Source organism: uncultured Pseudoalteromonas sp., assembly GCF_963922945.1.
Lineage (GTDB): Bacteria > Pseudomonadota > Gammaproteobacteria > Enterobacterales > Alteromonadaceae > Pseudoalteromonas.
Genome location: NZ_CAWUKC010000006.1, coordinates 44,610 through 70,699, shown reverse-complemented (window position 1 = coordinate 70,699; position 26,090 = coordinate 44,610). Strand labels below are relative to the sequence as shown.

Sequence of the window (26,090 nt, the reverse complement as noted above, 5' to 3'; positions counted from 1 at the left end):
TTACTATTAAACAATAACTTAATAAAATAAAGCACGCACAACTAGCGCTTTTTGCTCATTAGACCAATTAAAACGTAATGTAAAAAAGCACCTTTTAAGTGAACGTCTTATTTAATTTACAGTATCGCTTTTTGCTAAATATCTCTCACCTCTTCCCCAAATCTGAAATCTAGTTGATTATCTGTCCCAACACGACAACAACTTAATCGCAGTAGCAATATTTATTGCAGGAGTAATAAAAATGAGTGAAGCAAATAATCCACTAGGTTTAGTTGGTATTGAGTTTACTGAATACGCAACACCTGATGCAGACTACATGGATAAAGTGTTTACTGATTTTGGTTTTTCAAAATTAAAACAATTTAAAGGCAAAGATATTGTCTACTACAACCAAAACGACATTCACTTTTTACTAAACAATGAGCGCGAAGGTTTTTCTGCTGAATTTGCAAAAAGTCATGGCCCAGCAATTTGCTCTATGGGTTGGCGCGTAAACGATGCACAGCATGCATTTGAAACCGCTGTAGCACGGGGTGCAAAACCCGCAACCGATTCAACCCATAAAGACTTACCTTATCCCGCAATTTACGGTATTGGCGACAGCCTAATTTACTTTATTGAACAATTTGGTGATAAAGGGTCTATTTATGAGTCTGACTTTGAAGATTTATCATCACCCAATAAAGTTGAAGATAAAGGCTTTATACGCATAGATCACTTAACTAATAACGTTTATAAAGGCACTATGGAAACATGGGCAAACTTTTACAAAGACGTGTTTGGTTTTACAGAAGTACGCTATTTCGATATTAAAGGGCAAAAAACAGCCTTACTGTCATATGCACTTAAATCACCCTGTGGCACCTTCTCAATTCCTATTAATGAAGGTAAAGGCAATAACAACAACCAAATTGATGAGTACTTAGGCGAATATAATGGTCCAGGTGTACAACATCTCGCGTTTTTAACTGACGATTTAGTAAGCTCACTTGATAAACTAGATAAATCAACTATTGCTACTTTAGATATTATTCCTGAGTACTACGACACTATTTTTGACCGTGTACCGTGGGTTAAAGAAGACAAAGAAAAAATTCGCGAGCACCAAATATTAGTCGATAGCCAAAGTGAAGATTGCTACCTGTTACAAATTTTCTCGAAAAACCTATTTGGACCAATTTTTATCGAAATGATCCAGCGTGTAGATGACGGTGGTTTTGGTGAAGGTAATTTCCAAGCCTTATTTGAGTCAATTGAGCGGGACCAAGAGCGCCGCGGCGTTTTATAACTTTTTTGAGTAAATTAAAAGCAGCGATCTTCGCTGCTTTTTGTCGTTTTAATATTTAAAAAGTAGGGTGCAAGATACAAGTATGCTTAAATAAAGGCATGCACCTCACATCAAATCAAAAGGATACGTAATGAGCCAAATTAACGAAACCCATGACATTAATCTCACAAGCTGGGTGAAGTCGGCTAATATTGAAGGCTGTGATTTCCCGATTCAAAATTTACCTTTTGCTGAGTTTCGTACTAAAAACACCAGTGAAGAATTTAGAGGCGGGGTTGCTATTGGCGATCAAGTTATTGATTTAGCAAAGTTAAGCCATTTAAACATTTTTACTGGTGATGCCAAAACAGCCCTTGATGCAGCAAGCGAGTCAACACTTAATACATTTATGGGACTAGGCCAGCAATACTGGTCAGCACTGCGTTTAGCACTTTCAAAGGCACTTCGTGAAGGTGCACAGCAACAAAGTGAAATACAAAGCACGTTAATACCTCAAGCTGATATAGAATTTTCGTTGCCGTGCCGTATTGGTGATTATACTGACTTTTATACCTCTATTTACCATGCCACAGCTGTAGGGAGTTTGTTTAGACCAGATAACCCGCTTTTACCAAACTATAAATGGGTGCCGATTGGCTATCATGGTCGCTCTTCATCTATTGATGTATCGGGGCAAATGTTTCATCGCCCTAAAGGCCAAACTAAAGCGCCCGACGCGGATACCCCGTCATTTGGCCCATGTAAACGCCTAGATTACGAACTAGAGCTTGGTATTTACTTAGGTAAAGGCAATCCGCTTGGTGATGCTATTGCCATTGAAAACGCTGAAAACCATGTCTTTGGTTTTTGTGTTTTTAACGATTGGTCAGCGCGAGATTTACAGGCATGGGAATACCAACCATTGGGCCCGTTTTTAGCTAAAAACTTTGCATCAACCGTATCACCATGGATTGTCACCATTGAAGCGCTGGCACCTTTTAGAACGGCTTGGACACGTGATGAAAACGATCCGCAACCAATGCCGTACCTAGAGTCTGCTGCTAATCGCGAGCAAGGTGCGTTTGATATTCAGATGGATGTCAAAATTCAAACTCAAAAAATGCGAGATGAAAATCATCAGCCTACGCAGGTTTCTGCGTCAAGCTTTAAACATTCATACTGGACTGTCGCGCAAATGGTGACTCATCATACAGTAAATGGCTGTAACTTCATGCCAGGTGATATGCTTGGCTCTGGCACGCAGTCAGGCCCTACACATGAAGAAGCAGGCTCTTTACTAGAGCTTTCTCGTGGTGGTAAGGAAAAAATAACCCTAAGCAACGGCGAGCAACGTAGCTTTTTAGAAGATGGCGACAATGTCATTATGCGTGGCTGGTGTGAAAAAGAAGGCTTTGCCCGTATTGGGTTTGGTAGCGTAGAAAGTACTGTATTACCCGCTAAATAAACAAACACATTTCAAGGCAAAATACAGTAAATAAAAAAGCCACCTAGTTAAACTAGGTGGCTTTTTCGTATCTTAACTGCGCGTTGATTAAAGCTCTTTTTCCACTTCATCAAATTGCGTTGTAATATTCTCTGCAGGCTCTTTCGTCGCTAAGCTTACAACAACAATTGCAATACTTGCTAAAATAAAGCCAGGCACTATCTCGTACATGTAACTACTTAAGCTTTGCCCATCAATCGTAAATGGTGAGTAAATCCAAAACAGCACAGTACCTGCACCAACAACCATACCAGCTAACGCACCTTCAAAGTTCATACGTTTCCAGTAAAGACTAAACAAAACAAGTGGACCAAATGCGGCACCAAAACCTGCCCAAGCGTTACTTACTAAGCTTAATATAGAGCTGTCTCTATCATATGCTAAATAAATTGCACACAAGGCAACTGCCGCTACGCTGATACGTCCTACAGTGACAAGCTCTGTGTCGCTTGCTTCTTTACGTAAGAACGTTTTGTAAAAGTCTTCTGTTAATGAACTTGAGCTTACTAGCAACTGTGAAGAAATCGTACTCATAATTGCAGCTAAAATAGCCGCTAATAAGAAGCCCGCAATTAGTGGGTGGAATAACAATTCAGAAAGAATCAAGAAAATAGTTTCAGGGTCGTCAACAACAATGTTGTTTTCGTACGTGTAAGCGGCACCAAACAAACCAGTACCTACAGCACCAATCGCGGCAACTATCATCCAGCTCATACCGATACGGCGCGCCGTTGGCATGTCACTCACACTACGCACTGACATAAAACGTACGATAATATGAGGTTGGCCAAAGTAACCTAAGCCCCATGCCATTGCTGAAATAATGCCTAATGCAGAGCCCGCACCTATCCAATCAAGCATATCTGGATTAACACTATTAAGGGTTGATTCTAAAGGTTGTTCTAGTAAAGAGTATGCAACTGTTGGTACAAGTATCAGGGCAATAAACATAATACAGCCTTGTACAAAGTCAGTTAAGCTAACCGCTAAAAAACCACCAAATAAAGTATATAAAACCACAACACCAGTTGTAATGTATAACCCCATTTCGTAGCTTAAGCCAAACGAGCTTTCGAACAATTTACCGCCTGCTACAACACCTGACGAAGTATAAAGTGTAAAGAACACGATAATTACAACAGCAGACACTACGCGTAGAAGGTTTGATTTATCATTAAAACGATTAGAGAAATAGTCTGGGATTGTGATCGAATCACTTGCTTTTTCTGTATAAACGCGCAAGCGAGGGGCAACTAATAAGTAGTTTAACCAAGCACCGATAACTAAGCCTATTGCTATCCATGTACTACTAAAACCAGTAACGAACATAGCGCCGGGTAAACCCATTAAAATCCACCCGCTCATATCTGACGCACCAGCAGACAAAGCAGCTACACTTGGAGATAAGCTACGCCCACCTAACATATAACCCGATACATCACTTGTAGACTGTTTGTATGCATAAAGCCCAATGCCAAGCATGACTATGAAATACAATGCCAGTGAAATAATCATTCCTGTTTCCAAATTCGCCTCCACAAAATTGTATAAAACAGGCTTTTAACCCTAATAATGACTCTTAAAATATTAGAATAAAGACACTATTGGGGTAAAAACCATCCGTCCTGACTATATCATGCTTAAAGGTAATAACTCCAACTTGTTACACTGAAGTGAACAAAAAACAGCCTTATTGACTATTTAACCCTCAAAAACCCGATATATGGTAAATTTATTTACATATATAGCTAATTTTTAATAACAATTCATTAAATCAATAATAATTACCTAATGCTATTTAGAGTGTTTTCCCATATATTATAGCCATTGCTATTTATTATTAATTTGTACGGAACTATTTATGTATTTTTATGCTGCACGTCAACCTATTTTAGACCGCGAAAAGGAGCTTGTTGGTTACGAGTTATTATTTCGTGATGGCGTTGATAATGTATTTCCTAATATAGATGGTAATGAAGCAACGACGAAATTAATAGAAGGAAGTCAGTTTAATTTTGGTTTTGAGGACTTAACAGGTAACAAACCTGCCTATATTAACTTCACCCTTGAGACCTTGCAAAAAGGCTACCCGACTATGTTAGGTAAAGAAACCGTCGTGGTAGAAATCCTAGAAACAGTACAACCTGGTAAGCGCTTACTGGCTCTTGTTAAAGATTTAAAAGAAAAAGGGTACACTCTAGCTCTTGATGACTACATCCATCAACCCGTGTGGCGTCATTTTTATCCGTTTATTGATATTTTAAAAATAGACTTTTTAACTACGGATGAAAGCGCAATAAAAACTATAATTAACGATATTAAAGCCTACCCTAACATTAAGCTTTTAGCTGAAAAGGTAGAAACCTATGAAGCTTATAATTTAGCGCTTGAACTTGGGTTTGAGTATTTCCAAGGGTTCTTTTTTTCAAAGCCTGAAATGGTGCAAAGCAAGGCGTTACCGCCATCAGAAATGGCTTTAGCGGAGTTGCTTTACGAAACCTCATCAGTAGAAATGGATCTCAAAAAGATTACCGATGTATTTGAACGTGACGTAAATCTATCCTACAAGCTATTGCGTTATTCAAACTCAGCTGCATTTGCACGCAGAGCTGAAATAAATACAATTAAACAAGCACTTATTGTTCTTGGCGCTAATGAAATTAAAAAACTACTCTCTTTATTATTTGCAGCGCAAGTTTCTGCTGATAAACCCGTAGAGCTTATTAGGCTATCACTAACTCGTGCACGGTTTGGCGAACTCCTCGCTATTTCACACGGGCAATTCAAAGACACGGGTATGGCCTTTTTAACGGGCATGATGTCGCTTATGGACGCAATTTTAGATGAAAGCATGGAAAGCGTTATGCAAAAGCTTCCGCTTTCTACAGAGATAAAAGCTGCGCTATTAAATGGCGAGGGCTTACTCGCTAAATACCTAAATTTAGTTAAATATTATGAGCATGCAGATTGGGAAGCGGCAAATACCATCGCAAAAGAATTAAACCTAGGGGGAGAAGTGGCCGATGCTTACCACGAATCTTTAGCTTGGGTAAATGAGCAAATGCAGCTGATGGTTAAAGAATAATACAGATCAATAGCCGTTTATTTAAGCTCAAAATACACATAAAAATGCCAGCAATTGCTGGCATTTTTATGACTGCTATTTATAAGCTTTCTAAAAAGTCTTCATCAAAGTCTTCAGGCTCTTCTTTAATTGGTGGATTGCCGTCATATAGCTCATAAAGCTGGCGCTGAAAGTATATATCTTTAACAAACAAATACGGGTCAAGAGAGTCATTAAGTAGGCCTTCTTGCGGGATAAGTGCCGCACGTGCTTCTACCGCTTTAAGTGCAAACACTAAAATAGTTTGCGGTGTAGTCAGGGCTATTTCTGGTAACACAAAGTTATCAACCACATCACCCGTTAAGTTACGTGCAGTCGTTGGCCCCATTGCCGGCAACATAATGTACGCACCATCACCAACGCCCCACACACCCAATGTTTGACCAAAATCTTCATCTACAAGCTCAAGTCCTAATGAGCTTGCAACATCAAAAATACCAAATACGCCTACCGTAGAGTTAACTAAAAAACGCGCTAAACTCACGCCTGCATTGCCTGCCTTGCCTTGCAGCCCCGCGTTTATCATATCAACAGGGGCACTAATATTATCGGTAAAGTTAACAATACCATTGCGCACAGGTACAGGGGTCACTTCTACATACCCTACAGCTACAGGGCGTAAAATATAGGCATCAAGAATATCCATATTAAAGTCATACAATGGACGGTTAATGCTCTGTAGCGGGTCGCGCTCATCAACTTTGTTTTCTGGTACTTGTGCACACCCGGCTAGCACCAATAAACATAAAAAAGTAAAACTATGCTTTAACATCTAATGTCCTTAAGGTATCAATGTATCTATTTGAAGTTGGTAGTCACTTAGGTTTTCGCGTTGTAGTGCCTCAGAGCGTCCCTCTAACTCACCACTGCTTGGCATAACTGACTCATCGACAGAAATCCGCGCTGTAATTACAATTTCTTTAGCACTTGATAAGTTTAACCCATCCACCATCGAATTAGCATCGCTAAGTTGTACCGTTAGTGGAAAGCTATACTCAGCTAATTTTATAACCGCTAATGGCATTGGCGAGCCTTGAGCAGCCTTAGCAAAAATAAATAAAGTCCCTTGAGCTGGCAGCTTTTTAACAAGTTCGGGCGCTATACTCACTGTAACACTAATAGCCTCTTTAGCCGATATCGGCATGACAGACCCTTCATTCTGCATTTGCTGCTCTATATCAGTAATACGCTTAGAGATCATTGCATAACGGGTATCACTTTTATCCATGCTTGCAAGCAACACTTCAAAGGCAGCCTTTGCTTGCGGCCAATCCTTTCGCTCATAGGCTATAAGTGCCAATAAAGAAATTGCATCAAGGTTCGTTGGCTCGACTTTGAGTACTTTAGATAACATACTCGCTGCACGTGTCATGTTCTCTTCGCTACCTTCAAGTAATAAGACTTGGCTGTAGCTAATTAATACCTGCATATTATCAGGATTCATTCTAAGAGCTTTATCAAACGACTGCTGCGCCATATCAAATTCGTTTAATGACATAGCTACACGCCCGAGCAACATCCACGCAACTTCGTCATCCCCTGATTCACTAAGCTTAGTACGCAGTGCTAAAGCAAAGGCTTGCAACTCATTTTGGGTTAGAGGTTCACCTTTTTGCATTACCGCACGCTCGCCATAATCGGCAAGGTTATCCATTGCATCATACCATGCAGCTATTTGTTGCTGACTCCCTGTAAAGGTGTAAAAAACGCCGGTGAGGGCTAATAAAAATGCCGCACCAGTTAAAGCAAAAATACGGTTATTACCTTTGCTATTCAGCGATTTTTCCGGTGATAGCTCGTTCAATAAACGACGTTTTAACTCAATAACCGATTCACTATGACTTTGCGCATCAATACGCTGGTTGTCTAAATCGTTTTGCAGCTCAACTAAACGCTGCTCGTAAATGCTGATCAATTCTGCATTAGCATTGTGAGTAATGGTTTGCACGCGCTCTTTTTTTAAAAAAGGCAACATAATAAAAGCCAGTGCAATTAGTGTGAGTAAAGCAAAACACGCCCACATTAAAATCATTAATTTTGCTCCTGACGTTTATTTTCTGCAATTAACTTAGCAAGTTTTGCTTCATCATTACTGTTCCAGGCTTGTTTAACTGACGCCTTTCGTTGGCGAATTACAATAAAACCAAAACCCAAAATAACAATAAGCACAGGCAAAACCCAAAGCACTAACGTGGCTGGTGTTACAGGCGGATCGTAATGAACAAAATAACCGTACCTGTCGATCATGTAATCGATAACTTCGTCTTTTGTTTTACCTTCTTTTACTAGCGCGAGGACCTTATCGCGTAAATCTTTTGCAACAATGGCATCAGAGTCTGCAATATTTTGGTTTTGGCATTTTGGGCATCTGAGCTCTTTGGTTAACTCTTCAAAGCGCACAGCTTGTTGATTATTATCAAATTGGTAGCGATCCTGCTCAGCATAAACGGCCATACTTATAAAAAAGCTCAGGGTTAATAAAAACACTCGCATTAATTTAGCTCCTGCATAACAGGGGCAAATTTAGCACGCCATACTCGCGGGTTTATGTCCCCTGTATGATGCAATAAAATTTTACCTGTTTTATCTACTAAAAATGTTTCAGGGGCACCTGATACACCTAAATCAAGTGACAGGGTACGGTGCAAGTCTAAAATATTAAATTGATACGGGTCACCAGCACGACCAAGCATATCGGTTACATCAGTGCGCAAGGCTTGCATATCAAATGGGCCATCAAAATCAGCGTCATAACCTTGTACATAATACAAACCAATAATTTTTACCCCTTGCTCACGCAGCTTTGTCAAATAACCCAGCTCCACCAAGCATGTTGGGCACCATGTTCCCCACACATTAAGCAAGTAAACTTCACCTTTAAGGTTTTCATCTGTCCAGCGTTTATCATCTTGCATTAAATCAGGCAGATTAAATGCAGGCATTGTTTGCCCAATCCGTCCTGTTTGTAGCTCGCGAGGGTTAGCAAACAAGCCTTGATACAAGAAAACACATAAAAATACGAATATTAATAACGGTGCTAAAGCTAAAACTTTACGGTTCATTATGCATTCTCCAACGCTTTTTTACGTCTACTTGCTGATGCACGGTAGCGTTTATCAAATAAAATCATAAACCCTGCAAGCGATATAAGCACACCGCCTATCCACATCCAGCGAACGTAAGGTTTATGATAAATGCGCAATGACCATGCTCCTTTACTCAATTGCTCACCAAGCGCTAAATAGAGGTCGCGAGTAAAGCCAGCATCAATTGCTGCTTCAGTCATAAACTGCATACCAATATCGTATTTGCGCTTTTCTGCGTGCAGCTCAGTCACTAGCTTATCGTTATTAAATACCGACACGACACCTGCATGCCCACTGTAGTTAGGGCCGCGTATAGCTTTAACACCATCAAATCGGTATTCGTATTGGTTAAGCGTGGCAATATCGCCTTGTTTCATCGATACATCGCGTTCAACCGAGTAAGCTGAAGTCAGCGTAACGCCTGCAATAACAAATGCTAAGCCAACATGCCCAAGCACCATGGCCCAGTAACTGACACCTAACCGTTTAATACCTTCTTTTAGCGTGCTGTGCACAGAGGCCTTTGCGTATAAATCAATTGCCGTTGAAACAGCAATCCATACACCCAAAGTAGTAGCAAGTAATGTGAGTGGCTTAACTACATCGTAACTTGAGAATAACCACGTGCAGGTAATAACCACACTTATCAATACACCCATTAATACTTTATTTTGTAAAGCTGCCCACTTGTTTTGCTTCCAACGTAAAAATGGCCCTATCCCCATTAAAATGGCAAATGGCACTAATAAAATGGCAAACATTTTATTAAAAAACGGTTCGCCAATAGAAATACTGCCAAGACCCATTTCTTTATGCACCATAGGTAGTAATGTACCTAAAAGAACAATTAATGTGGCTACCACCAAAAAGATGTTATTAAGCCATAACGACACTTCGCGTGACACAAACTTGTAACGCCCCTCACTTTTAACTTGCGATACACGCAACGCGTATAATGATAAGCCACCACCAACTACAATAGCTAAAAAGGCGAGAATAAATAACCCTCTATCAGGGTCGGTAGCAAACGCATGCACCGATACAATAATACCTGAGCGAACAATAAAGGTGCCTAATAAGCTTAGAGAAAATGCAGCGATAGCAAGTAGCACAGTCCACGATTTAAACACGCCGCGCTTTTCTGTTACGCTCAATGAATGCAATAAAGCCGTAGCAACAAGCCAAGGCATAAGCGATGCGTTTTCTACCGGATCCCAAAACCACCAGCCACCCCAGCCAAGCTCAGAGTATGCCCACCAGCTACCTATGGTTATTCCTAAACTCAAAAACCCCCAAGCAGTCATCGTCCATGGGCGTGACCATTTAGCCCACGTGTTATCAAGCTTGCCTGTTAAAAGTGCAGCAATGGCAAAAGAAAAAGCAACCGATAAACCTACATACCCCATGTAAAGTAACGGCGGATGAATGATCATACCGGGGTCTTGCAATAGCGGATTTAAATCACGCCCTTCAACAGGGAAATACGGCAGTAAGCGCTCAAACGGACTTGAAAGTAAGAGTGTGTACATCATAAAGCCCACACCCAAAAAGCCAAGCACACCTAAAACACGTGCACGCAATACCCAAGGTAATGATTTAGAGCGCATAGCAACAACCGCGGTCCACCCAGCTTGCATTACAAGCCATAGTAAAATGGCTCCTTCGTGCCCACCCCATGTCGAGGTGATTTTATAATACCAAGGCAAGGTGCTGCTTGAATGATAAGCAACATACGAAACAGTAAAATCATCTGTTAAGCTGGCATAAACAAGGGCCGCGAACGAAAGTAATACAAATGCAAATTGCCCAACAGCTAGCGATGGGGCTGCACGCATTAAACGAAGGTTACCGGTATGCGCGCCCCACAGTGGAAAAATACACAGTAACACGCTTAGCACCATGGCAAGCGTTAAAGAAAAATAACCAAGTTCTGGGATCATATTAGCTACCGCTATCTAAATTGTATTTGGGTTTTTCGTGTTTAATTCCTTTCACGGCTTCAGCAACTTCCGCTGGCATATACTCTTCATCATGCTTGGCCAGTACTTCAAACGCTTCAATCACGTTTGGTTCTATAAGTACCCCCTGCGCTACAATACCTTGTCCTTCACGAAATAGATCTGGCAAAATGCCTTGGTATTTAATGGTAACCAATGGCCCGTTATCAACCAGCTTAAAGCTGACTTGCAAGCTTTGTTCATTTCGAACCACAGAGCCTGGAACAACCATACCGCCAATTCGCAGCTTTTGCCCTATTTGCGGTTTTTCTTTATCTGGGCCTTTGCCCTCTATTAATTCGCTTGGTGTATAAAATAAATTAATATTTTCTTGAAGTGCATAAAGCACTAAACCTACAGTGGCACCAATACCAAACAACACTGCAATGATAGCCAATAGGCGTTTTTTACGTCTTGGGTTCATGAAAGTGGTTCCTGCTTTGCTTTTTTAATACGCGCTTCGCGCGCAACTTGCTGCTCTACCGAGGCCATAATACGTTTTGTATCACGCAAAGAGCTAAATAAAATGCCTAACAGAATTAAGGCGCATGTACCAAAAGAAAGCCACACATAAAACCCGTAACCTCCCATAGCAATAAAATCAGAAAAAGAGTCAAACTGCATAATTTACCCCTTATTTAACAAGGCTCGAACCCAAGGTCGATGCTTTTCACGTTGTAAAATTTCATTTTTAAGGCGAATTAACGTCACAGTACCAACAAAGGCGGCAAACGATAAAATATTCACCATGAGTGGCCAAAACATACTAGGGTCAATGGCTTTAGTATCAAACTTTGTGATTGTTGCCCCTTGGTGCAAGGTGTTCCACCACTCAACCGAATAGTGGATTATAGGTAAGTTAATCACTCCAACAATAGCTAGAATTGACGCAGCACGCCCCGCTGCTTTTTTATCTTCAAATGCATGATAAAGCGAAAGTACACCTAAATATAAAAATAATAAAATAAGCTCAGAGGTTAAACGTGCATCCCACACCCACCAAGCTCCCCACATAGGTTTGCCCCATGCAGCCCCCGTAATTAAGGCAATAGCTGTTACACACGCCCCCACTGGCGCAATAGCAATAACCGCTAACTCAGCGTTTCGCAATTGCCAAACTAGAGCAACTATGGCCGCAATAGCCATAGATGAATATGCGCCCATAGACAAAATTGCCGAAGGTACATGAATGAAAATAATACGATAGCTGTCTTTTTGCTGGTAATCTGCTGGCGCAAAGCCTAAGCCCCAGACCCAACCAACAAGCATACTTATAACTGTAACAACGGCAAAATAAGGCAGTAACGTATTGCATAACTGGTACGCTCGTTCTGCTTTTGCGTAGGGATGTAACCACTTCCACATATTAACTTACACTCACTTTTAATGCTGACGATATGGCGATGGGAGCACACATAATAGCAACTACTAACATGGCCCCAAGAATGGCAAGCTGTCCGCTATAATCCAGCGTCATAGTACTGGTATCAATAGCCGACGTTGCAAAAATTAAAACAGGAATGTACAAAGGCAACACTAATAGGCTCATTAATATGCCCCCTTTTTGTAACCCTACAGTAAGGCCAGCCCCAATTGCGCCAATAAAACTTAACAGTGGGGTGCCTAATAATAATGTTAATACGGTCGCTAACAGTGCAGAGCTCTCTAAATTAAGCAATAAAGCAAATAACGGTGTCATTAATACAAGTGGCAACCCCGTAACAACCCAGTGCGCAGCGACTTTAGCCATCACAGTGAGCGATAAAGGGTATGATGAAGCAATTAGCTGCTCCAATGATCCATCGTTATAATCATCTCTAAACAATTTATCGAGCCCAAGCATGGTAGAGAGCAACGCGGCCACCCAAATAATTCCTGGAGCCATACGTGCTAGTAGACCCGGCTCTGGGCCAATTGCTAACGGAAACAAAGAAATTACTATAAGAAAAAATAAGATAGGATTGATAATTTCAGCTCGCTGGCGAAACGCAAGCTTTACATCTTTACTAAATACCGCACGAAACAGCAGCCAATATGAATGTTGACGAGTCATTAGTGGCGATACTCCAAGGTTACGGTCTGCAGGTTATCAAACTGGGTTGTTAAGTCTTGGTGAGTGGTCAGTAAAATAGCGCCACCACTTTTTAAATGCTCAGAAAAACGTTGTTGTAAAAAAGCGACTCCACTTTTATCAAGCGCAGTAAATGGCTCATCCAATATCCACAGCTTTGCATCGCTTAACCATAACCGTACCAATGCAACACGACGCTGCTGCCCGGCAGAGAGCATTCTTACAGGTACATCTTCAAGACCCACTAAGCCAAGCTTGGCTAAAAGTGGATACAAGTCAGGCCCGTTTGTGTAGCCATTAATGTGTAACCAATACTGTAAGTTTTCCAGTGCACTGAGCTGTACATTGACACCTGTTTTATGACCAATAAATAGCAACTCGCGCGCATACTCTTCATAATGCTGACTAATTGCTTGCTGATTATAAAAAATAGCGCCTTCATCAGGCACACTAAAACCTGCGACGATACGCAATAATGATGTTTTGCCAGCCCCATTAGGACCCGCTAATTGCATGATTTGACCGCTATTTAGGCTAAAATTAAGATCCGCAAACAAACAACGTTCTTGCTTGATGCAGGTGACGGACTTAATGTGTAACAAGATGACGTTTCTCTATGCCAAAAATTAGGCGTTAGTCTACCATAATGATAGGGTAATACGAATATTGCTTTAAAATCGATTCACGAAAATTAGCGAAAACTTGATTTAAAATAATGAATAATCCAACGCAAATCACATTATCTAATTCATTGGTTAATAACCAAAGTGCTCCAACCTCTTCGGACGAATTAGTAGAATTACCCGAGCAGGTACTTGCGGCTAAAAATATACAGTTTTCGAAATCAGTGGTAACACTCGATGTGTTAATTAATAAAAAGTGGCAGACATTGCGCTTAGGGGTTACGAATGCCCCTCAACATACAGATAAAATAGCAAGTGCTAACATACAGCTTAGCGCAGACGGTAAGCAACTAACTATAACGCCTAACAATACCAGTATTACACTTAGCAATGCCCCTCAGCTGCAACGTTTTTTAAATTATGTTAGTACCGGTAGTGAAATACAAAGTAAACCCTTGCCAGTCAATGTACAGCTCTCGCCGTCACCGCAGCTTGTAATTCCGAACCTTAATGCAAATATTGCAATTAATAAACAAACCGCAAATCTTTTAAATACCGAGCAGCCCTTACAGGTACTTATTAATACAACCAATAAAGGCGCACACATAAATGTTATAAACCGTTTTGCCGATACTGTGCACACCCAAGCTCTCAGCCAAACTAAAATGAATCAGCTTTTGACTCACTTGCTACCCAGTGCACAGCTAAAAGCAACGCCAAAATTAGCCATTATTTCGCATCCCCAGCATAGTGGTTCGTTCACGACCCCAATAACTAATCAACAGCTCAGTGAACTGCCCAGCAAACCCGTGGCAGTAAATATCACTCATCAAGCAGGTAAGTTACTCATTAAAACTAACTTACCTAAAATGCAAGTCGCACTTAACAACTCTTTTAGTAAACCCTTTACCGACTTAGTTTTATCACAGCAGCAAAATGTAGTTACCCCCCCCGCTGATAAAACAAGTCCGCAGTTAAGTGCTCAAAGCCCTATCAAGTCATGGCTGCAAACCAGCTTTAGTGATTTAAAAACGCGAATTAACGATGCCGTTAAATACTTTGAAAACAAACCCTTTATGAGTAAAACGCCCTCTTTGCAGGCTGAGCAAGCTAAGCTTGATGTAAATAGAGCGCTTTCGCAAATAAACACATTAACAACCCCTAACTTAAGCAAGCTAAATATAACCGCAGAAGTGGCTAATCATTCTTTTACTCCTAACAGCCCCTTGGCTAAACACTTTGCACAACTTCCTCCTTTAGTGCAAATGACCCAGCAATTAAAGGCGAGTGTGTCGTTATGGCAATCAACAAATAACATGGTTCAGCCGCAAGCAGTGAGCGCCCAACCAACAAATGTAAGTGAGCAAGTCAACTTTTCTGTTCCACTGAGTTTAAAAACACTAAATGCCACAGCTTCACAGGTAAATGGCCTGAAACAACACAGTTTATCTCGCTCGCTTTTTAACACCGCACCTAGTCAACAATTACAACCCACAGAGGCTAAACTTTTAACCTCGCTTTTAAATTTGCCTACAGAAAGTGAACAGCCAAATAGTGCCTCTAACCCTAAAGCCCTGTTAAGTAGCCTAATTTCTGACCTAGCAAGTAAAGCGACAGAAAATACACCTGATCTAAAGCGTCTAGTAAATCAGGCTTTTAATAGAATGGTCTCTAGTACTAATGTGCACCCAGCCACTATACAGCGAGAGCTTGTAAGTACCTTACAACCGCTTACTACGCCAAATGACACACTACAAAGTAGCTTTACAAAAGGGCTTGAGCAACTTGCGGTTACTATTTTAGCGGCGCCAATAATAAGCCAATCGAGTACTTCGCTAACGTTTAATAACCACACAGGCGTAGATGCCCTACTTAACGTGCTTTTACCTACTTTTAAAGTAGGTAATGGCGCTGATAAACTATTAGAGCAACTTCAACAAACACAAATACAAGAGCTTGCCCCAGAACTGCTACAAGTTAAAAATACCCTTAGCCAAGTACAAGTAACTACGCCAAACCAACAAAGCGACACAAATCCGCTAGCACAATTTTTATTTCCGATGAAACTTCCGCCTGAAGCGGGACAAACAGAAATCACTATAGGGCAATATAAAAAGGCCAGTGTCAATAAAACAGAAAAAAACGTGTGGTTTGTTAGATTAAACTTTGATTATGCACAGCAAGGGCAATTACAAATAGTGGCTGAGCTTATGGACAAAGCACTCGATTGCCAGCTGCTTGCCTCTAGCCAAGAAGTAAGCACACTGGCTCACTCTCACTTAGACAGCCTCAGAGCTAAATTGGCTCAGCATGGCTTGCAAGTAGGCGAGCTAAACTTAAAGCGCGCAGATGCGAGTCATCAAGCGTTTTATCAATCGCATGCCATTATAAATATTAAGGTTTAACATGAGTGATACTACTGCCTCTGCGCCTAATAATAAATCTGCCATTGGCCTGTTATATGAAGCTGGTAGTACCCCTGCGGTTAGTGTAAAAGGGTTTGGCGAGTTGGCCGATGAAATAATTAAAATCGCAGAACAAAAAGGAATTATGATCCACCAAGATGAGGCTTTAGCTAAAACTCTCTCGCATTTGGCGCTTGGCGAAGAAATACCTAAAGAGCTTTATTATGTTATCGCTGAATTAATTGCTTTTTCTTATGTTCTTCGGGGGCAGTTTCCACCTGGCTGGCAGGACTTTCAAGGTAAGTTAAATATTAAGGCGTAAGATAGGTGAGGAAATTACCGATACCTAGAATATTGATGTATTACGATTGATTGTTGTTAATACTGTTAAAGGCAAAAAGACGCTAGGCGTCCTTTTGCTTATGCAGCGAGAATAAAAGCTCAGCCTCAGCCCTAGGAAGCTCGCACTCACGTATTACTTCATCTAAATCAGCCCCTAGCTCAACCATTTTTACAGCACGAGAATATATTTTTGCATCAGGGTCGTCATATTTTTGCGCGGCTTGCTGTTGTACCAACTCTTCATTTTGTTGCTCAACTTCGAGTACGCGCTTACCAATACTTAACAGCCCTGTTCTGAGCTCAGATATTTCACTGCGTAGTATATGGGTTTGCTCCGAGGTATCTTTTAATTGTTGTGATACTGCATTCAGCTCGGCTGACTGTTTATTTTTTAGTGCAATTATGAGCGCCAACGATATTAAAGCTATCCCCAGCGCTGCTATTGCGATACTTAGTAACAACATAGTTTTATTGGTAAAGCTTAAATGTCGCTTAACTCATCCCATTCATCGTCGCTAAGTAATTTATTTAAATCCACTAAAATAAGTAACTCGTTATCCCGATTGCACACACCTTGAATAAACTTAGCACTTTCTTCAGTGCCAACGTTAGGGGCGCTGTCAATTTCAGAGCTACGTAAATACACAACTTCTGACACGCTATCAGCTAAAATACCTATAACTTGCTCTTCTGCTTCAATAATTAAAATACGCGAGTTGTCAGTAGTATCAGCTGCAGGCAAACCAAAACGGGCACGAGTATCGATAACAGTGACGACATTACCACGTAAATTAATAATGCCAATAACGTACGAAGGTGCCCCCGGGACTGGGGCTATTTCGGTATAGCGTAAAATTTCTTGTACCTGCATCACATTTACACCATAGGTTTCTTCTTCAAGCTTGAAGGTTACCCACTGTAAAATTTCATCATTGTTTTCTGCGTTTTTATTCGCTGATAATAGTCTATCTTCGCTCATGCTGTTACCCCGTAATGGTCGTTACTACTGACGACTGTCTAAGCCTTTTTCTAATAGTGCATTTAAATTATCTACGTCTATTAAAGCACACATTTTTTCTTTGATGACACCGGCAAGCCAAGGGCGTTTACCACTGTTTTTTCGCCATTTTACATCTTCTTTACTCAATGTAATGTTATTTATTAACTTTTCTGCCAATAAACCCCAATTACTATCGCCAAGCGTTATTAAATACTGATAATTGAGTGACGCCTCTAATTTTTCGTCATATTTTTCTGGCATTACCCACCGTGCAGTATCAACAACATTTAGCTTTTCATCTCGATTAAGCATAACGCCTTTAAACCACTTTGGTTTCCCAAATAAATGATTTACTTCACCTAATTGATGAATTCCGCCAAGCGCTTTTAAAGGCACTGCTAATGTTAAGCCAGCGACTTCAAAAAACAGAGCCTGAAATTCACCTTCAAAGTAATCTTCTTGACTATGCAATAAAGGGTCAGAGTCGGTACTTAACTGAGTTTGCACCTCAGGTGTTTCTAGTTGCTCAGGCTCAATAGGCACTGCTTGTGAAATAGTAGCTTCAACCTCGCTAGTACCCTGTTTTACTTGCTCAGAATAAAGCTGCCCGGTCACTTTTAATTGCGCTTTGGGTTTTAAAAGCACCTCATCATTTTGTAAGGCACTTGGCACCTGCTCAAGTAGTTTTGCAACAGGCTCAAGGTTTTCCTCAGGTTCTTCTTCACATAGCAGTGCACCTAAGTATTGAGTCATTATTTTTTCATTAGCAAATAATTGCTTACTCATTTATTAACCTTGTCCAATTATATATTCTAATAGCGCTTTATAAGCGTACACCCCGCGCGAGCGTGGGCAAAACTCTATGGGTACCTTTTGTGCAAGGCTTGCATCTCTAAATTTTGTATCTACGGGGATCACCCCAGGCCATACCTTATCTTTATAAGTATTTTGTAATGTTTTGTAAGCTTCTAGTGATGCTTTAGTACGCTTATCATACATAGTTGGGATTATAGTATATTGATACTGTTTCGCTTGAGAGCTTTGCATTAATTCCATAGTACGCATCATTCTATCAAGCCCTTTTAGCGCCAAAAACTCTGTTTGCACAGGCACTAAAACACGCTCACTCGCAGCTAGAGCATTTACCATTAGAACGCCTAAAACAGGAGGGCAATCAAGCAGCGCATAATCGTAATGTTCACTTATTTTTGCAAGCGTTTTTTTTAAAATTAACCCCATCCCCGATTTATTTCCCATACTCCTATCTAGGGTAGCTATAGCCATAGTCGCAGGTAATATATCTAAGTTTTCCATCGTAGAGGGACACAAAGCTTGGAGTATTTCTTCGCTTTGCATCGTTGTACCCCGTGCAAAGATATCGTAAACACTCACTTCTAAATCTTCAGAATCAATTCCAAAATAGTAAGTTAATGAGGCATGTGGATCGGTATCAATAAGTAATACGCGTTTACCTTGCAACGCCAAAATACCTGCAAGACTGACAGCCGTTGTGGTCTTTCCTACGCCGCCTTTTTGATTTGCGACAGTCCAAATCTTCACATTAATTCCTAATCACTGATCATTGCGGGTGGTGATTCTGATACCACCATGGGGTAAACGAATTATTTTAATTGAATTGTCATCAGAAGGAAGTTCGACCTCCGCCTCCGGAACGGTTTCTGCCTTAGGTTTATCAGACTCGGTTTCCTTCTCTAGTGTTTGCTCAGGTAATCCATATTTAGAAAGCGCAATAACAACTTTACGATTTTCTGCTCTCCCAGCTGCTGTATCGTTATCGGCAAACGGCGAGTATTGCCCATAGCCCTCGATTGCCATTCTTGCTGGATTAATTCCCAAGGTTTCAAGTTCGACTAAAATAGAGGTGGCACGCGCAACCGATAATTCCCAATTAGAGCGAAACATTTCATTGCGAATACTTTCGTTATCTGTGTAACCTCTTACCCTTATGTAATTATCTACAGGGGCAATAATTTCTTTGACAATTTGTACGACTTGCTTTGCTCGCGTATAGGCTACAGAGCTACCACTTGAAAATAACATACCAGAGCTCAACTCAATAATTAGCCAATCTTGATTGAGCTCTAGGCTTGCTTCCCCATCACGTATTTCATCAATAAGTGCAGAATGCAATTTAGTTAACAAGCTATCTAGTGGTTTACCCAAATGTTTTTGTTTTATATTACTGGTATCACTTTGCCCATCGAGTAGCTCTGGGCCAGACTCCTGTTTTTGAATACTCTCACCGTACAATAACTCTTGCTCTGGAGTAACCCGATCAGTAAGTAACCCCTCACCTGTAACACCTTCACCTTGCTGAGAGTATTGTCTTGCTGATTTGTCAAAAACCTGTTCAAGGGAATCGGAGAGAATTTGAAAACTTTCTTCTTTATGTATGGCAATAGCATACATAACTACAAAAAACGCAAACATTATGGTCATGTAGTCAGCATAAGAGACTAACCAACGCTCTGTATGTTGATTTTTTTCAGCTGATTGACGTAAGCGCCGGCGTAGCATAAGCGTTACTCCACCACGACATTTGGACGTTCTGTGCGATAAGCTTCAAGTTTTAATTCTATGTTTATAGGGCTTTCGCCAAGGCTTATTGCAATTACCCCTTCAGCCATCATTTCGTGGTAAAGCATTTTTTGCTCTACTCGTTGCTTGAGTTTATTAGCCATTGGCAAAAATAATAAGTTGGCTAACCCTACACCGTATATAGTGGCAATAAATGCGGTGGCGACCCCTGCACCTAGCTTTTGAGGGTCAGTAATAAAGGACATTGCTTGGATAAGACCTAATACGGCTCCTAAAATCCCAATTGTTGGGCTATAACCTCCCATTGCTTCATATACTCTACTCGCTTCAAGCAAACGGTCTCTCTCAAGCATTAAATCTATTTCTAAAGTATCGCGTAGCTTTTGCTCAGAGCATCCATCAACAAGTAAACTAAGCCCCTTGGCTGCATAAGGATCAGGGTGGCTCAGCGCTTCATTCTCTAGTGCTAGGTAACCTTCTTGACGGGCTTTATGCGACCAACTTTTTATTTGCTCTATAGCTTGCTCAATATTGTATTGGGGTGAAAAAAACACCCAATGACTCATGCTGAGCGTTTTTTTAAAGGTGCTTGTAGCCGTTTGCAACATAACAGCGCCTAATGTGCCGCCAAGTACAATAATAATCGCAGGGCCATTAAATAAAGCCGTGACAACGCCCCCTTCTAAAGAGTAACCAATTGCTATAGCACCCAGTGCAATGATTAACCCTAAAACAGAGAGCTTATCCACAACCTGTCTCTCTTTTTATTCTTGCTGCCACATCGTTTAGCGCCAAGTGCTCAGAGGCAAGTCCAGCGTTAGCAATGGCCTGTGGCATCCCATAAACCACGCAGCTTTTTTCGTCTTGTGCCCAAATTGTTGCCCCAGATTGCTTAAGCATTCGCGCGCCATCACGCCCATCAGCGCCCATACCTGTTAATACAATAGCAAGCACGTCACCTTGATAACTTTTAGCGACACTTGCAAAGGTTACATCAACACTTGGTTTATAGCTTATCCGCTCACTACTATCTTCAAATACACGCAGTGTTTTATTACCACTTCGCCCCTCGACCATCATTTGTTGGCCACCGGGTGCTAAATAGGCAGTGCCAGCTTCAAGCCTATCACCTTGCTGCGCTTCTTTAACCCGTATTTTACACAAACCATTTAGTCGTGCTGCAAAAGCGGGTGTAAATGCCCCTGGCATATGCTGAATAAGTAATATCGGGTGCGGGAAATTAGCAGGCAACTGCGTAAGAATGGTTTGTAGCGCAACGGGTCCACCGGTTGAGGTGCCAATCGCCACTATTTGGTACTGTTTGCCGCTGGCTCGCGAGGGCATACCTGATGGACTTGTTTGTACTGAGCTGGCACGTTGAAAGCTTCTGTCAGGTTGTCTAAGCGTTGGGCTAGTTGTTGCTGATTTGCTTGGTGCTGTAGGCGTAGTCTTAGTTGCTGTAGAGAACCTAACCGGGCGAGGCGCTCGCCTTTGACCTATTTCTTTTACCTTAGTTTGTAATAGCTTAATGGCATCTTCATTATTTCGCGCAATATCTTCAAATTTTTTAGGTAAAAAATCCATCGCGCCAGCGTCAAGTGCATCAAGGGTTGCTGTTGCACCATCGCGCGTAAGTGAAGAAAACATAAGAATCGGCGTTGGGTTACTCGCCATAATTTCTTTTACGGCACTTATACCATCAAGCACCGGCATTTCTACATCCATAGTAATCATATCAGGACGTAGCTGCGCGGTTTTCTCAACGGCTTCTCGACCGTTAACAGCAAAACCTATTACTTCGATACCACTGTCTTGTTCGAGAATTTCACTTACTCGACGGCGAAAAAAACTCGAATCGTCAACAACTAAAACTTTTACGGCCATTGCGCTCTCTTATTTATTTTATGTGTAGGCATAAAAATATGCCTACATTTTATCCTGCGTAATGCTTAAGCATATTAGGCACATCTAAAATCAACGCAATACCACCGTCAGATGTAATTGTTGCACCAGCCATACCAGGCGTTCCTTGTAATAACGCATCAAGAGGCTTAATCACCACTTCTTCTTGGCCAATTAATGAATCAACTACAAAGCCAACTTGCTGCGTGCCTATTTGTACAATAACGACATGTCCTTGCGCTTTTCGCTGAGAGCAATCAGCGCCTTTAACGAGCCAATGCTCCAAATAAAATAGCGGGATCGCTTTTTTACGCACAATTATCGTAAGTTGGCCATCAACCACATTGGTTTTGGTTAAGTCTAAATGAAATATTTCACTTACACCGGCAAGCGGTAAGGCAAATGTCTGCTCACCAACAACAACCATTAAAGTAGGTAAAATTGCCAATGTTAAGGGAACTTTTATCTCTAAAATAGTCCCGACACCTAGCTCTGATTGAATATTGACAGAGCCATTCAACTGCGTAATTTTAGTTTTAACTACGTCCATACCTACGCCGCGGCCAGAAATATCTGATATTTCTTCTTTGGTCGAAAAACCAGGTGCGAATATTAAATTATATGCTTCTGTATCTGATAAGCGGCTTGCCTGATCGTGATCGATCACGCCTTTACTAATCGCTATTTTTTTCAGTTTTTCAGCATCCATACCTGCACCATCATCTTTAATGGTTAACAAAATATGGTCGCCCTCTTGCGAAGCCGATAATGTCACATTACCTGTTCTCGGTTTACCGGCAGCTTCACGTTCTGCAGGCATTTCAATACCATGATCCACTGAGTTTCGAACTAAATGCACTAATGGATCGGCTAACGCCTCAACTAAGTTTTTATCTAAATCGGTGTCTTCACCAACCAACTGCAAATTAATTTCTTTATTTAAACTGCGTGCTAAATCACGTACAACGCGAGGAAAACGCCCAAATACTTTTTTGATAGGCTGCATTCGGGTTTGCATTACAGCGCCTTGAATATCTGCTGTGACGACATCAAGGTTTGATATAGCCTTACCCATAGCTTCGCTATCAGTATTGGTTGCTAAACTGACTAATCTATTACGTACGAGTACCAGCTCGCCTACCATGTTCATAATTTGGTCTAAACGTTTGGTATCAACACGTACCGTGGTTTCAGCTGGCGGCGGCGCTGCCTTTTTAGGCGCAGCATTGCTTGCTGGCTTTTCGACAACTTTAGGTGTTGGTGTTACAGCGGCCTTGGCTGCTGGAGCTTGCTTAGCGCTGGGTGAAGCTGCTGGCGGTGCAGGGGGTTGTGCCGCAGGTGTAGGTTCGGCTTTGACTGGCTCAGATACTGGCGCGCTGGTTTCTTTTGATTCTGGAGCTCCCCCTTTGCCATGCAATTCATCAAGTAAAGCTTCAAATTCATCGTCGCTGATTTCATCATCAGCCGTATCATTTGAAACAGCCGCTGGCGGTGGTGAACTGTGTGTAACTTCTGGCTCATTGCTAGAGGTATCTGTTGCAACAGGACCAAAATTACCAACGCCATGCAGCTCATCTAATAAGCTGTCAAATTCATCATCGGTAATATCTGAGCTTGAGTCTGATTCAACGCCAGAGTCTACTTTAGACACGGGGCTTTGGCCTTTGCCATGTAGCTCATCAAGTAAGCTTTCAAACTCATCTTCAGTAATTTCGTCAATTTGCGTGCTATCTGATGATGAGTTTGTAACTGGTGTATCAAATAATTCATCAAACGCGAATGGGTCTTCTTCGTCGGTAGAGCTTACGGGAGCTGCAGGCTCTTGCTCAACCACTTCAGGCGTGACTTCAACAAGCTCGTCTTCAGAAGGCGGTTGACCTAGCTTATGTAGGGTTTCAAGAAGTTGAGGATCGGCAGGTTCTGGTTGCTCACGATTTTGAATTGTGGCAAACATTTCATTTATAGTATCAAGAGCTTGTAAAATAACATCCATCAACTCTGAATTAACGGTTCTAACACCTTGTCGTAAAAGGTCAAATACATTCTCAGCACCATGACAAGCATCAACAAGCTCAGTCATTGCTAAAAAGCCCGCCCCGCCTTTTACGGTATGAAACCCCCTAAAGATAGCGTTTAGTAGCTCAGTATCTTCAGGGTTGTTTTCTAATTCAACTAACTGTTCAGATAAAAGCTCTAGGATTTCTCCAGCTTCTACAAGAAAGTCTTGTAAAATATCTTCATCGACTTCAAAGCTCATGCAGTTACTCTCCTCTTAGAAGCCCAAACTTGATAAAAGGTCATCGACCTCATCTTGGTCAGATACAACATCATTTCGCGACTCTTTATCAATAATAGGGCCTTCAGGACCTGCTAATGTTTGTGCGGCAACCTGTTTTTCTGTTTCTTGTTGTTCTTTACTTTCAGCCATGCTGACATCTTGCGCCGCGAATGCGGTTAAAAGATGAATTAAGCTTTCTTCTACTTCTCTAACCAACTCAATGACTCGGCGTATAACCTGACCGGTTAAATCTTGAAAATCCTGCGCCATCAGCACATTAGTCATTAATGTTTGTAATTCATCAGTTTTATGATGAGAGTTATTCATAAACTTGTCGATGCTATGACATAAAGTTTTGAACTCGCCAAGCTCTATTTCACGGTTCATAAGCCTATCCCAAGTAGGCTTTATATGTGCAATTTCATCTGCAAGCTGCTGGGCTATAGGTAAACTTGCCTCTACTGCATCCATTGTTTTATTTGCAGCATTTTCTGTCATTTCCATGACATAGTTTAAGCGTTTTTTCGCATCGGGAATTGCATCGGTGGTTAAATCGGTTAAACGTGTATCAAGTTCAAAGCTTTTTAAGGCTTCATGTAATTGGCGCGTTAACTTACCTACTTCAGCAAAAAGCTGCGACTGCTCATGAGAAGCTGTATCTAAGATTAACTGATCAGCTTTACCTTGCTCACCATTTTCTAAAAAAACAACGAGCTGACGGGCTTGTTCTAATGTAATTTGAGGCGCAGCTGGTGCTGACATAAGCCTCTCCTCTGATTAACCTAAGCGTTCAAACACTTTTTCTAATTTAGTTTTCAAAGTACCTGCGGTGAATGGTTTAACAATATAGCCATTAACACCTGCTTGCGCTGCCGCTATTATTTGTTCTTTTTTAGCTTCTGCCGTCACCATTAACACGGGAATATGTTTTAGTTTATCGTCAGCTCTAATAGCTCTTAGCAGATCTATTCCCTGCATTCCAGGCATGTTCCAGTCAGTGACTACAAAGTCAAAAGCTTGGTTTTGCAGCATAGGTAATGCTGTAGAGCCGTCATCAGCTTCTTGAACATTTGTGAACCCTAAGTCACGTAACAGATTTTTTATAATACGTCTCATTGTAGAGAAATCATCAACAACAAGAATTTTCATGTTTTTATCCAAAACATCCTCCGGTGAGGTCTTAACCTATAATTTACTTACTACTAGTTTATCCAGTCATTGATTTTTGCTTTGAGCTTAATCATCGCCTGACCATGTATCTGACTTACACGCGATTCACTTACATCGAGTATATGCCCAATTTCTTTTAAATTCATTTCATCGTTATAGTACAAAGAAAGCACCATCGCATCTCGCTCAGGTAAAGACTTTATTGCTTCTAACAATGAATTATTAAACCGTTCATTTTTAACAGTATTAAATGGTTTGTCTAGCGTTATATCTTGACCTTCAGGGTTAATAACATCTTCGTCCACCCCAAGGTCCTCTATGCCTAGCACTTTACTGGAATTAACATCATTTAAAATATGATGGTATTCTTCTAGCGAAATATCAAGTTTTTCAGCTACTTCAGTATCTTTTGGTTCTCTATTTAAACTATTTTCTAATTCAGTGATGGTTTCTGCTACTAACCGGCTTTTACGGTGTACCGACCGGGGTGCCCAATCGCCTCTGCGCATTTCATCTAGCATAGCGCCCCGAATACGAATACCCGCAAACGTTTCAAAGCTTGCACCTTTGCTAGCATCAAAGTTTTTAGTAGCCTCGATAAGGCCAATCATTCCTGATTGAATTAAGTCATCAAGCTGAACGCTAGGAGGGAGACGAGCTATCAGATGACACGCCACTTTTTTGACAAGCGACGCGTGCTTTTCAACAATCACGTTTAAGTTTTGTGTTGATTGATATCCCATAGCCTTTTTCACCGATATT

Annotated in this window: 27 protein-coding genes; 5 read left to right on the top strand and 22 right to left on the bottom strand. The window is 41.1% G+C overall.

What is annotated here, in order from left to right:
* Positions 1 to 241: 241 nt before the first annotated feature.
* Positions 242 to 1,288: a 4-hydroxyphenylpyruvate dioxygenase gene (gene hppD, locus AABI99_RS02625; protein WP_338363121.1), complete on the top strand. Its 1,047-nt coding sequence runs from the start codon at positions 242 to 244 to the stop codon at positions 1,286 to 1,288.
* Positions 1,289 to 1,418: 130 nt separating this feature from the next.
* Complete coding sequence (gene fahA, locus AABI99_RS02620; protein ID WP_338363120.1) at positions 1,419 to 2,732, top strand: fumarylacetoacetase; 1,314 nt, start codon at positions 1,419 to 1,421, stop codon at positions 2,730 to 2,732.
* 87 nt (positions 2,733 to 2,819) lie between these two features.
* Here fahA and putP read toward each other — a convergent pair whose 3' ends face one another.
* Positions 2,820 to 4,298, bottom strand: a complete 1,479-nt coding sequence (putP, locus tag AABI99_RS02615; RefSeq protein ID WP_338363119.1) for a sodium/proline symporter PutP — start codon at positions 4,296 to 4,298, stop codon at positions 2,820 to 2,822.
* Between the two features lie 334 nt (positions 4,299 to 4,632).
* Between putP and AABI99_RS02610 the strand changes: the two genes are divergently transcribed.
* Positions 4,633 to 5,856, top strand: a complete 1,224-nt coding sequence (locus tag AABI99_RS02610) for an HDOD domain-containing protein (protein WP_338363118.1) — start codon at positions 4,633 to 4,635, stop codon at positions 5,854 to 5,856.
* Between the two features lie 79 nt (positions 5,857 to 5,935).
* Here AABI99_RS02610 and AABI99_RS02605 read toward each other — a convergent pair whose 3' ends face one another.
* Genes AABI99_RS02605 through ccmA form a run of 10 tightly spaced genes read right to left on the bottom strand, consistent with a single transcriptional unit; the run spans position 5,936 to position 13,651 of the window.
* Positions 5,936 to 6,667 carry a VacJ family lipoprotein gene (locus AABI99_RS02605; RefSeq protein ID WP_138540836.1) on the bottom strand — a complete coding sequence of 244 codons (732 nt, stop codon included), beginning with the start codon at positions 6,665 to 6,667 and terminating at the stop codon, positions 5,936 to 5,938.
* A 9-nt stretch (positions 6,668 to 6,676) separates the two neighbouring features.
* A complete protein-coding gene (gene ccmI, locus AABI99_RS02600) occupies positions 6,677 to 7,927 on the bottom strand; it encodes a c-type cytochrome biogenesis protein CcmI (protein WP_338363117.1) in 1,251 nt (416 codons plus the stop codon).
* Entirely contained in the window at positions 7,927 to 8,388 is a 462-nt protein-coding gene (locus AABI99_RS02595) for a cytochrome c-type biogenesis protein (protein WP_338363116.1), read from the bottom strand. The genes ccmI and AABI99_RS02595 overlap by 1 nt, the downstream gene beginning before the upstream one ends.
* Positions 8,388 to 8,957 carry a redoxin family protein gene (locus AABI99_RS02590; RefSeq protein WP_338363115.1) on the bottom strand — a complete coding sequence of 190 codons (570 nt, stop codon included), beginning with the start codon at positions 8,955 to 8,957 and terminating at the stop codon, positions 8,388 to 8,390. Before AABI99_RS02590 ends, AABI99_RS02595 begins: the two co-directional genes overlap by 1 nt.
* Entirely contained in the window at positions 8,957 to 10,921 is a 1,965-nt protein-coding gene (locus AABI99_RS02585; protein ID WP_338363114.1) for a heme lyase CcmF/NrfE family subunit, read from the bottom strand. Before AABI99_RS02585 ends, AABI99_RS02590 begins: the two co-directional genes overlap by 1 nt.
* A 1-nt stretch (position 10,922) precedes the next feature.
* Positions 10,923 to 11,402 (bottom strand): cytochrome c maturation protein CcmE, encoded by a 480-nt coding sequence (gene ccmE, locus AABI99_RS02580; RefSeq protein WP_338363113.1) that lies wholly within the window; start codon positions 11,400 to 11,402, stop codon positions 10,923 to 10,925.
* The gene (gene ccmD / locus AABI99_RS02575; protein ID WP_338363112.1) at positions 11,399 to 11,602 is read right to left on the bottom strand and encodes a heme exporter protein CcmD; all 204 of its coding nucleotides are present in this window, start codon (positions 11,600 to 11,602) and stop codon (positions 11,399 to 11,401) included. Before ccmD ends, ccmE begins: the two co-directional genes overlap by 4 nt.
* Before the next feature lie 3 nt (positions 11,603 to 11,605).
* Entirely contained in the window at positions 11,606 to 12,343 is a 738-nt protein-coding gene (locus AABI99_RS02570; RefSeq protein ID WP_338363111.1) for a heme ABC transporter permease, read from the bottom strand.
* Between the two features lies 1 nt (position 12,344).
* Positions 12,345 to 13,031 (bottom strand): heme exporter protein CcmB, encoded by a 687-nt coding sequence (gene ccmB, locus AABI99_RS02565; protein WP_338363110.1) that lies wholly within the window; start codon positions 13,029 to 13,031, stop codon positions 12,345 to 12,347.
* Positions 13,031 to 13,651, bottom strand: a complete 621-nt coding sequence (gene ccmA, locus AABI99_RS02560) for a cytochrome c biogenesis heme-transporting ATPase CcmA (RefSeq protein WP_338363109.1) — start codon at positions 13,649 to 13,651, stop codon at positions 13,031 to 13,033. The genes ccmB and ccmA overlap by 1 nt, the downstream gene beginning before the upstream one ends.
* Positions 13,652 to 13,764: 113 nt before the next feature.
* Here ccmA and AABI99_RS02555 point away from each other — a divergent pair, with 113 nt between their 5' ends.
* Together AABI99_RS02555 and AABI99_RS02550 are read left to right on the top strand one after the other, a co-directional pair.
* Positions 13,765 to 16,077 carry a flagellar hook-length control protein FliK gene (locus AABI99_RS02555; protein ID WP_338363108.1) on the top strand — a complete coding sequence of 771 codons (2,313 nt, stop codon included), beginning with the start codon at positions 13,765 to 13,767 and terminating at the stop codon, positions 16,075 to 16,077.
* A 1-nt stretch (position 16,078) separates the two neighbouring features.
* Positions 16,079 to 16,399: an EscU/YscU/HrcU family type III secretion system export apparatus switch protein gene (locus AABI99_RS02550; RefSeq protein WP_338363107.1), complete on the top strand. Its 321-nt coding sequence runs from the start codon at positions 16,079 to 16,081 to the stop codon at positions 16,397 to 16,399.
* Positions 16,400 to 16,481: 82 nt separating this feature from the next.
* Here the strand turns inward: AABI99_RS02550 and AABI99_RS02545 are convergent, their stop codons facing one another.
* Genes AABI99_RS02545 through AABI99_RS02495 form a run of 11 tightly spaced genes read right to left on the bottom strand, consistent with a single transcriptional unit; the run spans position 16,482 to position 26,071 of the window.
* A complete protein-coding gene (locus AABI99_RS02545; protein ID WP_338363106.1) occupies positions 16,482 to 16,883 on the bottom strand; it encodes a DUF2802 domain-containing protein in 402 nt (133 codons plus the stop codon).
* Between the two features lie 17 nt (positions 16,884 to 16,900).
* Positions 16,901 to 17,398: a chemotaxis protein CheW gene (locus AABI99_RS02540; protein WP_338363105.1), complete on the bottom strand. Its 498-nt coding sequence runs from the start codon at positions 17,396 to 17,398 to the stop codon at positions 16,901 to 16,903.
* A gap of 24 nt (positions 17,399 to 17,422) precedes the next feature.
* On the bottom strand, positions 17,423 to 18,205 hold the full coding sequence (locus AABI99_RS02535; protein WP_338363104.1) for a chemotaxis protein CheW: 783 nt from the start codon (positions 18,203 to 18,205) through the stop codon (positions 17,423 to 17,425).
* 3 nt (positions 18,206 to 18,208) lie between these two features.
* Positions 18,209 to 18,979, bottom strand: coding sequence for a ParA family protein (locus AABI99_RS02530; RefSeq protein WP_338363103.1), 771 nt, complete (start codon positions 18,977 to 18,979; stop codon positions 18,209 to 18,211).
* Between the two features lie 12 nt (positions 18,980 to 18,991).
* On the bottom strand, positions 18,992 to 19,957 hold the full coding sequence (locus AABI99_RS02525; protein WP_338363102.1) for a flagellar motor protein MotB: 966 nt from the start codon (positions 19,955 to 19,957) through the stop codon (positions 18,992 to 18,994).
* A 5-nt stretch (positions 19,958 to 19,962) separates the two neighbouring features.
* Positions 19,963 to 20,727: a flagellar motor protein gene (locus AABI99_RS02520; RefSeq protein WP_338363101.1), complete on the bottom strand. Its 765-nt coding sequence runs from the start codon at positions 20,725 to 20,727 to the stop codon at positions 19,963 to 19,965.
* A complete protein-coding gene (locus AABI99_RS02515) occupies positions 20,720 to 21,862 on the bottom strand; it encodes a chemotaxis response regulator protein-glutamate methylesterase (RefSeq protein ID WP_338363100.1) in 1,143 nt (380 codons plus the stop codon). The genes AABI99_RS02520 and AABI99_RS02515 overlap by 8 nt, the downstream gene beginning before the upstream one ends.
* A 49-nt stretch (positions 21,863 to 21,911) precedes the next feature.
* A complete protein-coding gene (locus AABI99_RS02510) occupies positions 21,912 to 24,137 on the bottom strand; it encodes a chemotaxis protein CheA (protein ID WP_338363099.1) in 2,226 nt (741 codons plus the stop codon).
* A gap of 15 nt (positions 24,138 to 24,152) precedes the next feature.
* Entirely contained in the window at positions 24,153 to 24,920 is a 768-nt protein-coding gene (locus AABI99_RS02505; RefSeq protein WP_338363098.1) for a protein phosphatase CheZ, read from the bottom strand.
* A gap of 15 nt (positions 24,921 to 24,935) precedes the next feature.
* Complete coding sequence (gene cheY, locus AABI99_RS02500) at positions 24,936 to 25,319, bottom strand: chemotaxis response regulator CheY (protein ID WP_338363097.1); 384 nt, start codon at positions 25,317 to 25,319, stop codon at positions 24,936 to 24,938.
* A gap of 41 nt (positions 25,320 to 25,360) precedes the next feature.
* A complete protein-coding gene (locus tag AABI99_RS02495; RefSeq protein WP_338363131.1) occupies positions 25,361 to 26,071 on the bottom strand; it encodes an RNA polymerase sigma factor FliA in 711 nt (236 codons plus the stop codon).
* Positions 26,072 to 26,090: the final 19 nt, after the last annotated feature.

What these genes read in the sequence shown, in the direction of transcription:
- hppD (WP_338363121.1), top strand. Translation starts at nt 242, where the DNA reads ATGAGTGAAGCAAATAATCCACTAGGTTTAGTTGGTATTGAGTTTACT.
- fahA (WP_338363120.1), top strand. Translation starts at nt 1,419, where the DNA reads ATGAGCCAAATTAACGAAACCCATGACATTAATCTCACAAGCTGGGTG.
- AABI99_RS02610 (WP_338363118.1), top strand. Translation starts at nt 4,633, where the DNA reads ATGTATTTTTATGCTGCACGTCAACCTATTTTAGACCGCGAAAAGGAG.
- AABI99_RS02605 (WP_138540836.1), bottom strand. Translation starts at nt 6,667, where the DNA reads ATGTTAAAGCATAGTTTTACTTTTTTATGTTTATTGGTGCTAGCCGGG.
- ccmI (WP_338363117.1), bottom strand. Translation starts at nt 7,927, where the DNA reads ATGATTTTAATGTGGGCGTGTTTTGCTTTACTCACACTAATTGCACTG.
- AABI99_RS02595 (WP_338363116.1), bottom strand. Translation starts at nt 8,388, where the DNA reads ATGCGAGTGTTTTTATTAACCCTGAGCTTTTTTATAAGTATGGCCGTT.
- AABI99_RS02590 (WP_338363115.1), bottom strand. Translation starts at nt 8,957, where the DNA reads ATGAACCGTAAAGTTTTAGCTTTAGCACCGTTATTAATATTCGTATTT.
- AABI99_RS02585 (WP_338363114.1), bottom strand. Translation starts at nt 10,921, where the DNA reads ATGATCCCAGAACTTGGTTATTTTTCTTTAACGCTTGCCATGGTGCTA.
- ccmE (WP_338363113.1), bottom strand. Translation starts at nt 11,402, where the DNA reads ATGAACCCAAGACGTAAAAAACGCCTATTGGCTATCATTGCAGTGTTG.
- ccmD (WP_338363112.1), bottom strand. Translation starts at nt 11,602, where the DNA reads ATGCAGTTTGACTCTTTTTCTGATTTTATTGCTATGGGAGGTTACGGG.
- AABI99_RS02570 (WP_338363111.1), bottom strand. Translation starts at nt 12,343, where the DNA reads ATGTGGAAGTGGTTACATCCCTACGCAAAAGCAGAACGAGCGTACCAG.
- ccmB (WP_338363110.1), bottom strand. Translation starts at nt 13,031, where the DNA reads ATGACTCGTCAACATTCATATTGGCTGCTGTTTCGTGCGGTATTTAGT.
- AABI99_RS02555 (WP_338363108.1), top strand. Translation starts at nt 13,765, where the DNA reads ATGAATAATCCAACGCAAATCACATTATCTAATTCATTGGTTAATAAC.
- AABI99_RS02550 (WP_338363107.1), top strand. Translation starts at nt 16,079, where the DNA reads ATGAGTGATACTACTGCCTCTGCGCCTAATAATAAATCTGCCATTGGC.
- AABI99_RS02545 (WP_338363106.1), bottom strand. Translation starts at nt 16,883, where the DNA reads ATGTTGTTACTAAGTATCGCAATAGCAGCGCTGGGGATAGCTTTAATA.
- AABI99_RS02540 (WP_338363105.1), bottom strand. Translation starts at nt 17,398, where the DNA reads ATGAGCGAAGATAGACTATTATCAGCGAATAAAAACGCAGAAAACAAT.
- AABI99_RS02535 (WP_338363104.1), bottom strand. Translation starts at nt 18,205, where the DNA reads ATGAGTAAGCAATTATTTGCTAATGAAAAAATAATGACTCAATACTTA.
- AABI99_RS02525 (WP_338363102.1), bottom strand. Translation starts at nt 19,957, where the DNA reads ATGCTACGCCGGCGCTTACGTCAATCAGCTGAAAAAAATCAACATACA.
- AABI99_RS02515 (WP_338363100.1), bottom strand. Translation starts at nt 21,862, where the DNA reads ATGGCCGTAAAAGTTTTAGTTGTTGACGATTCGAGTTTTTTTCGCCGT.
- AABI99_RS02510 (WP_338363099.1), bottom strand. Translation starts at nt 24,137, where the DNA reads ATGAGCTTTGAAGTCGATGAAGATATTTTACAAGACTTTCTTGTAGAA.
- AABI99_RS02505 (WP_338363098.1), bottom strand. Translation starts at nt 24,920, where the DNA reads ATGTCAGCACCAGCTGCGCCTCAAATTACATTAGAACAAGCCCGTCAG.
- AABI99_RS02495 (WP_338363131.1), bottom strand. Translation starts at nt 26,071, where the DNA reads ATGGGATATCAATCAACACAAAACTTAAACGTGATTGTTGAAAAGCAC.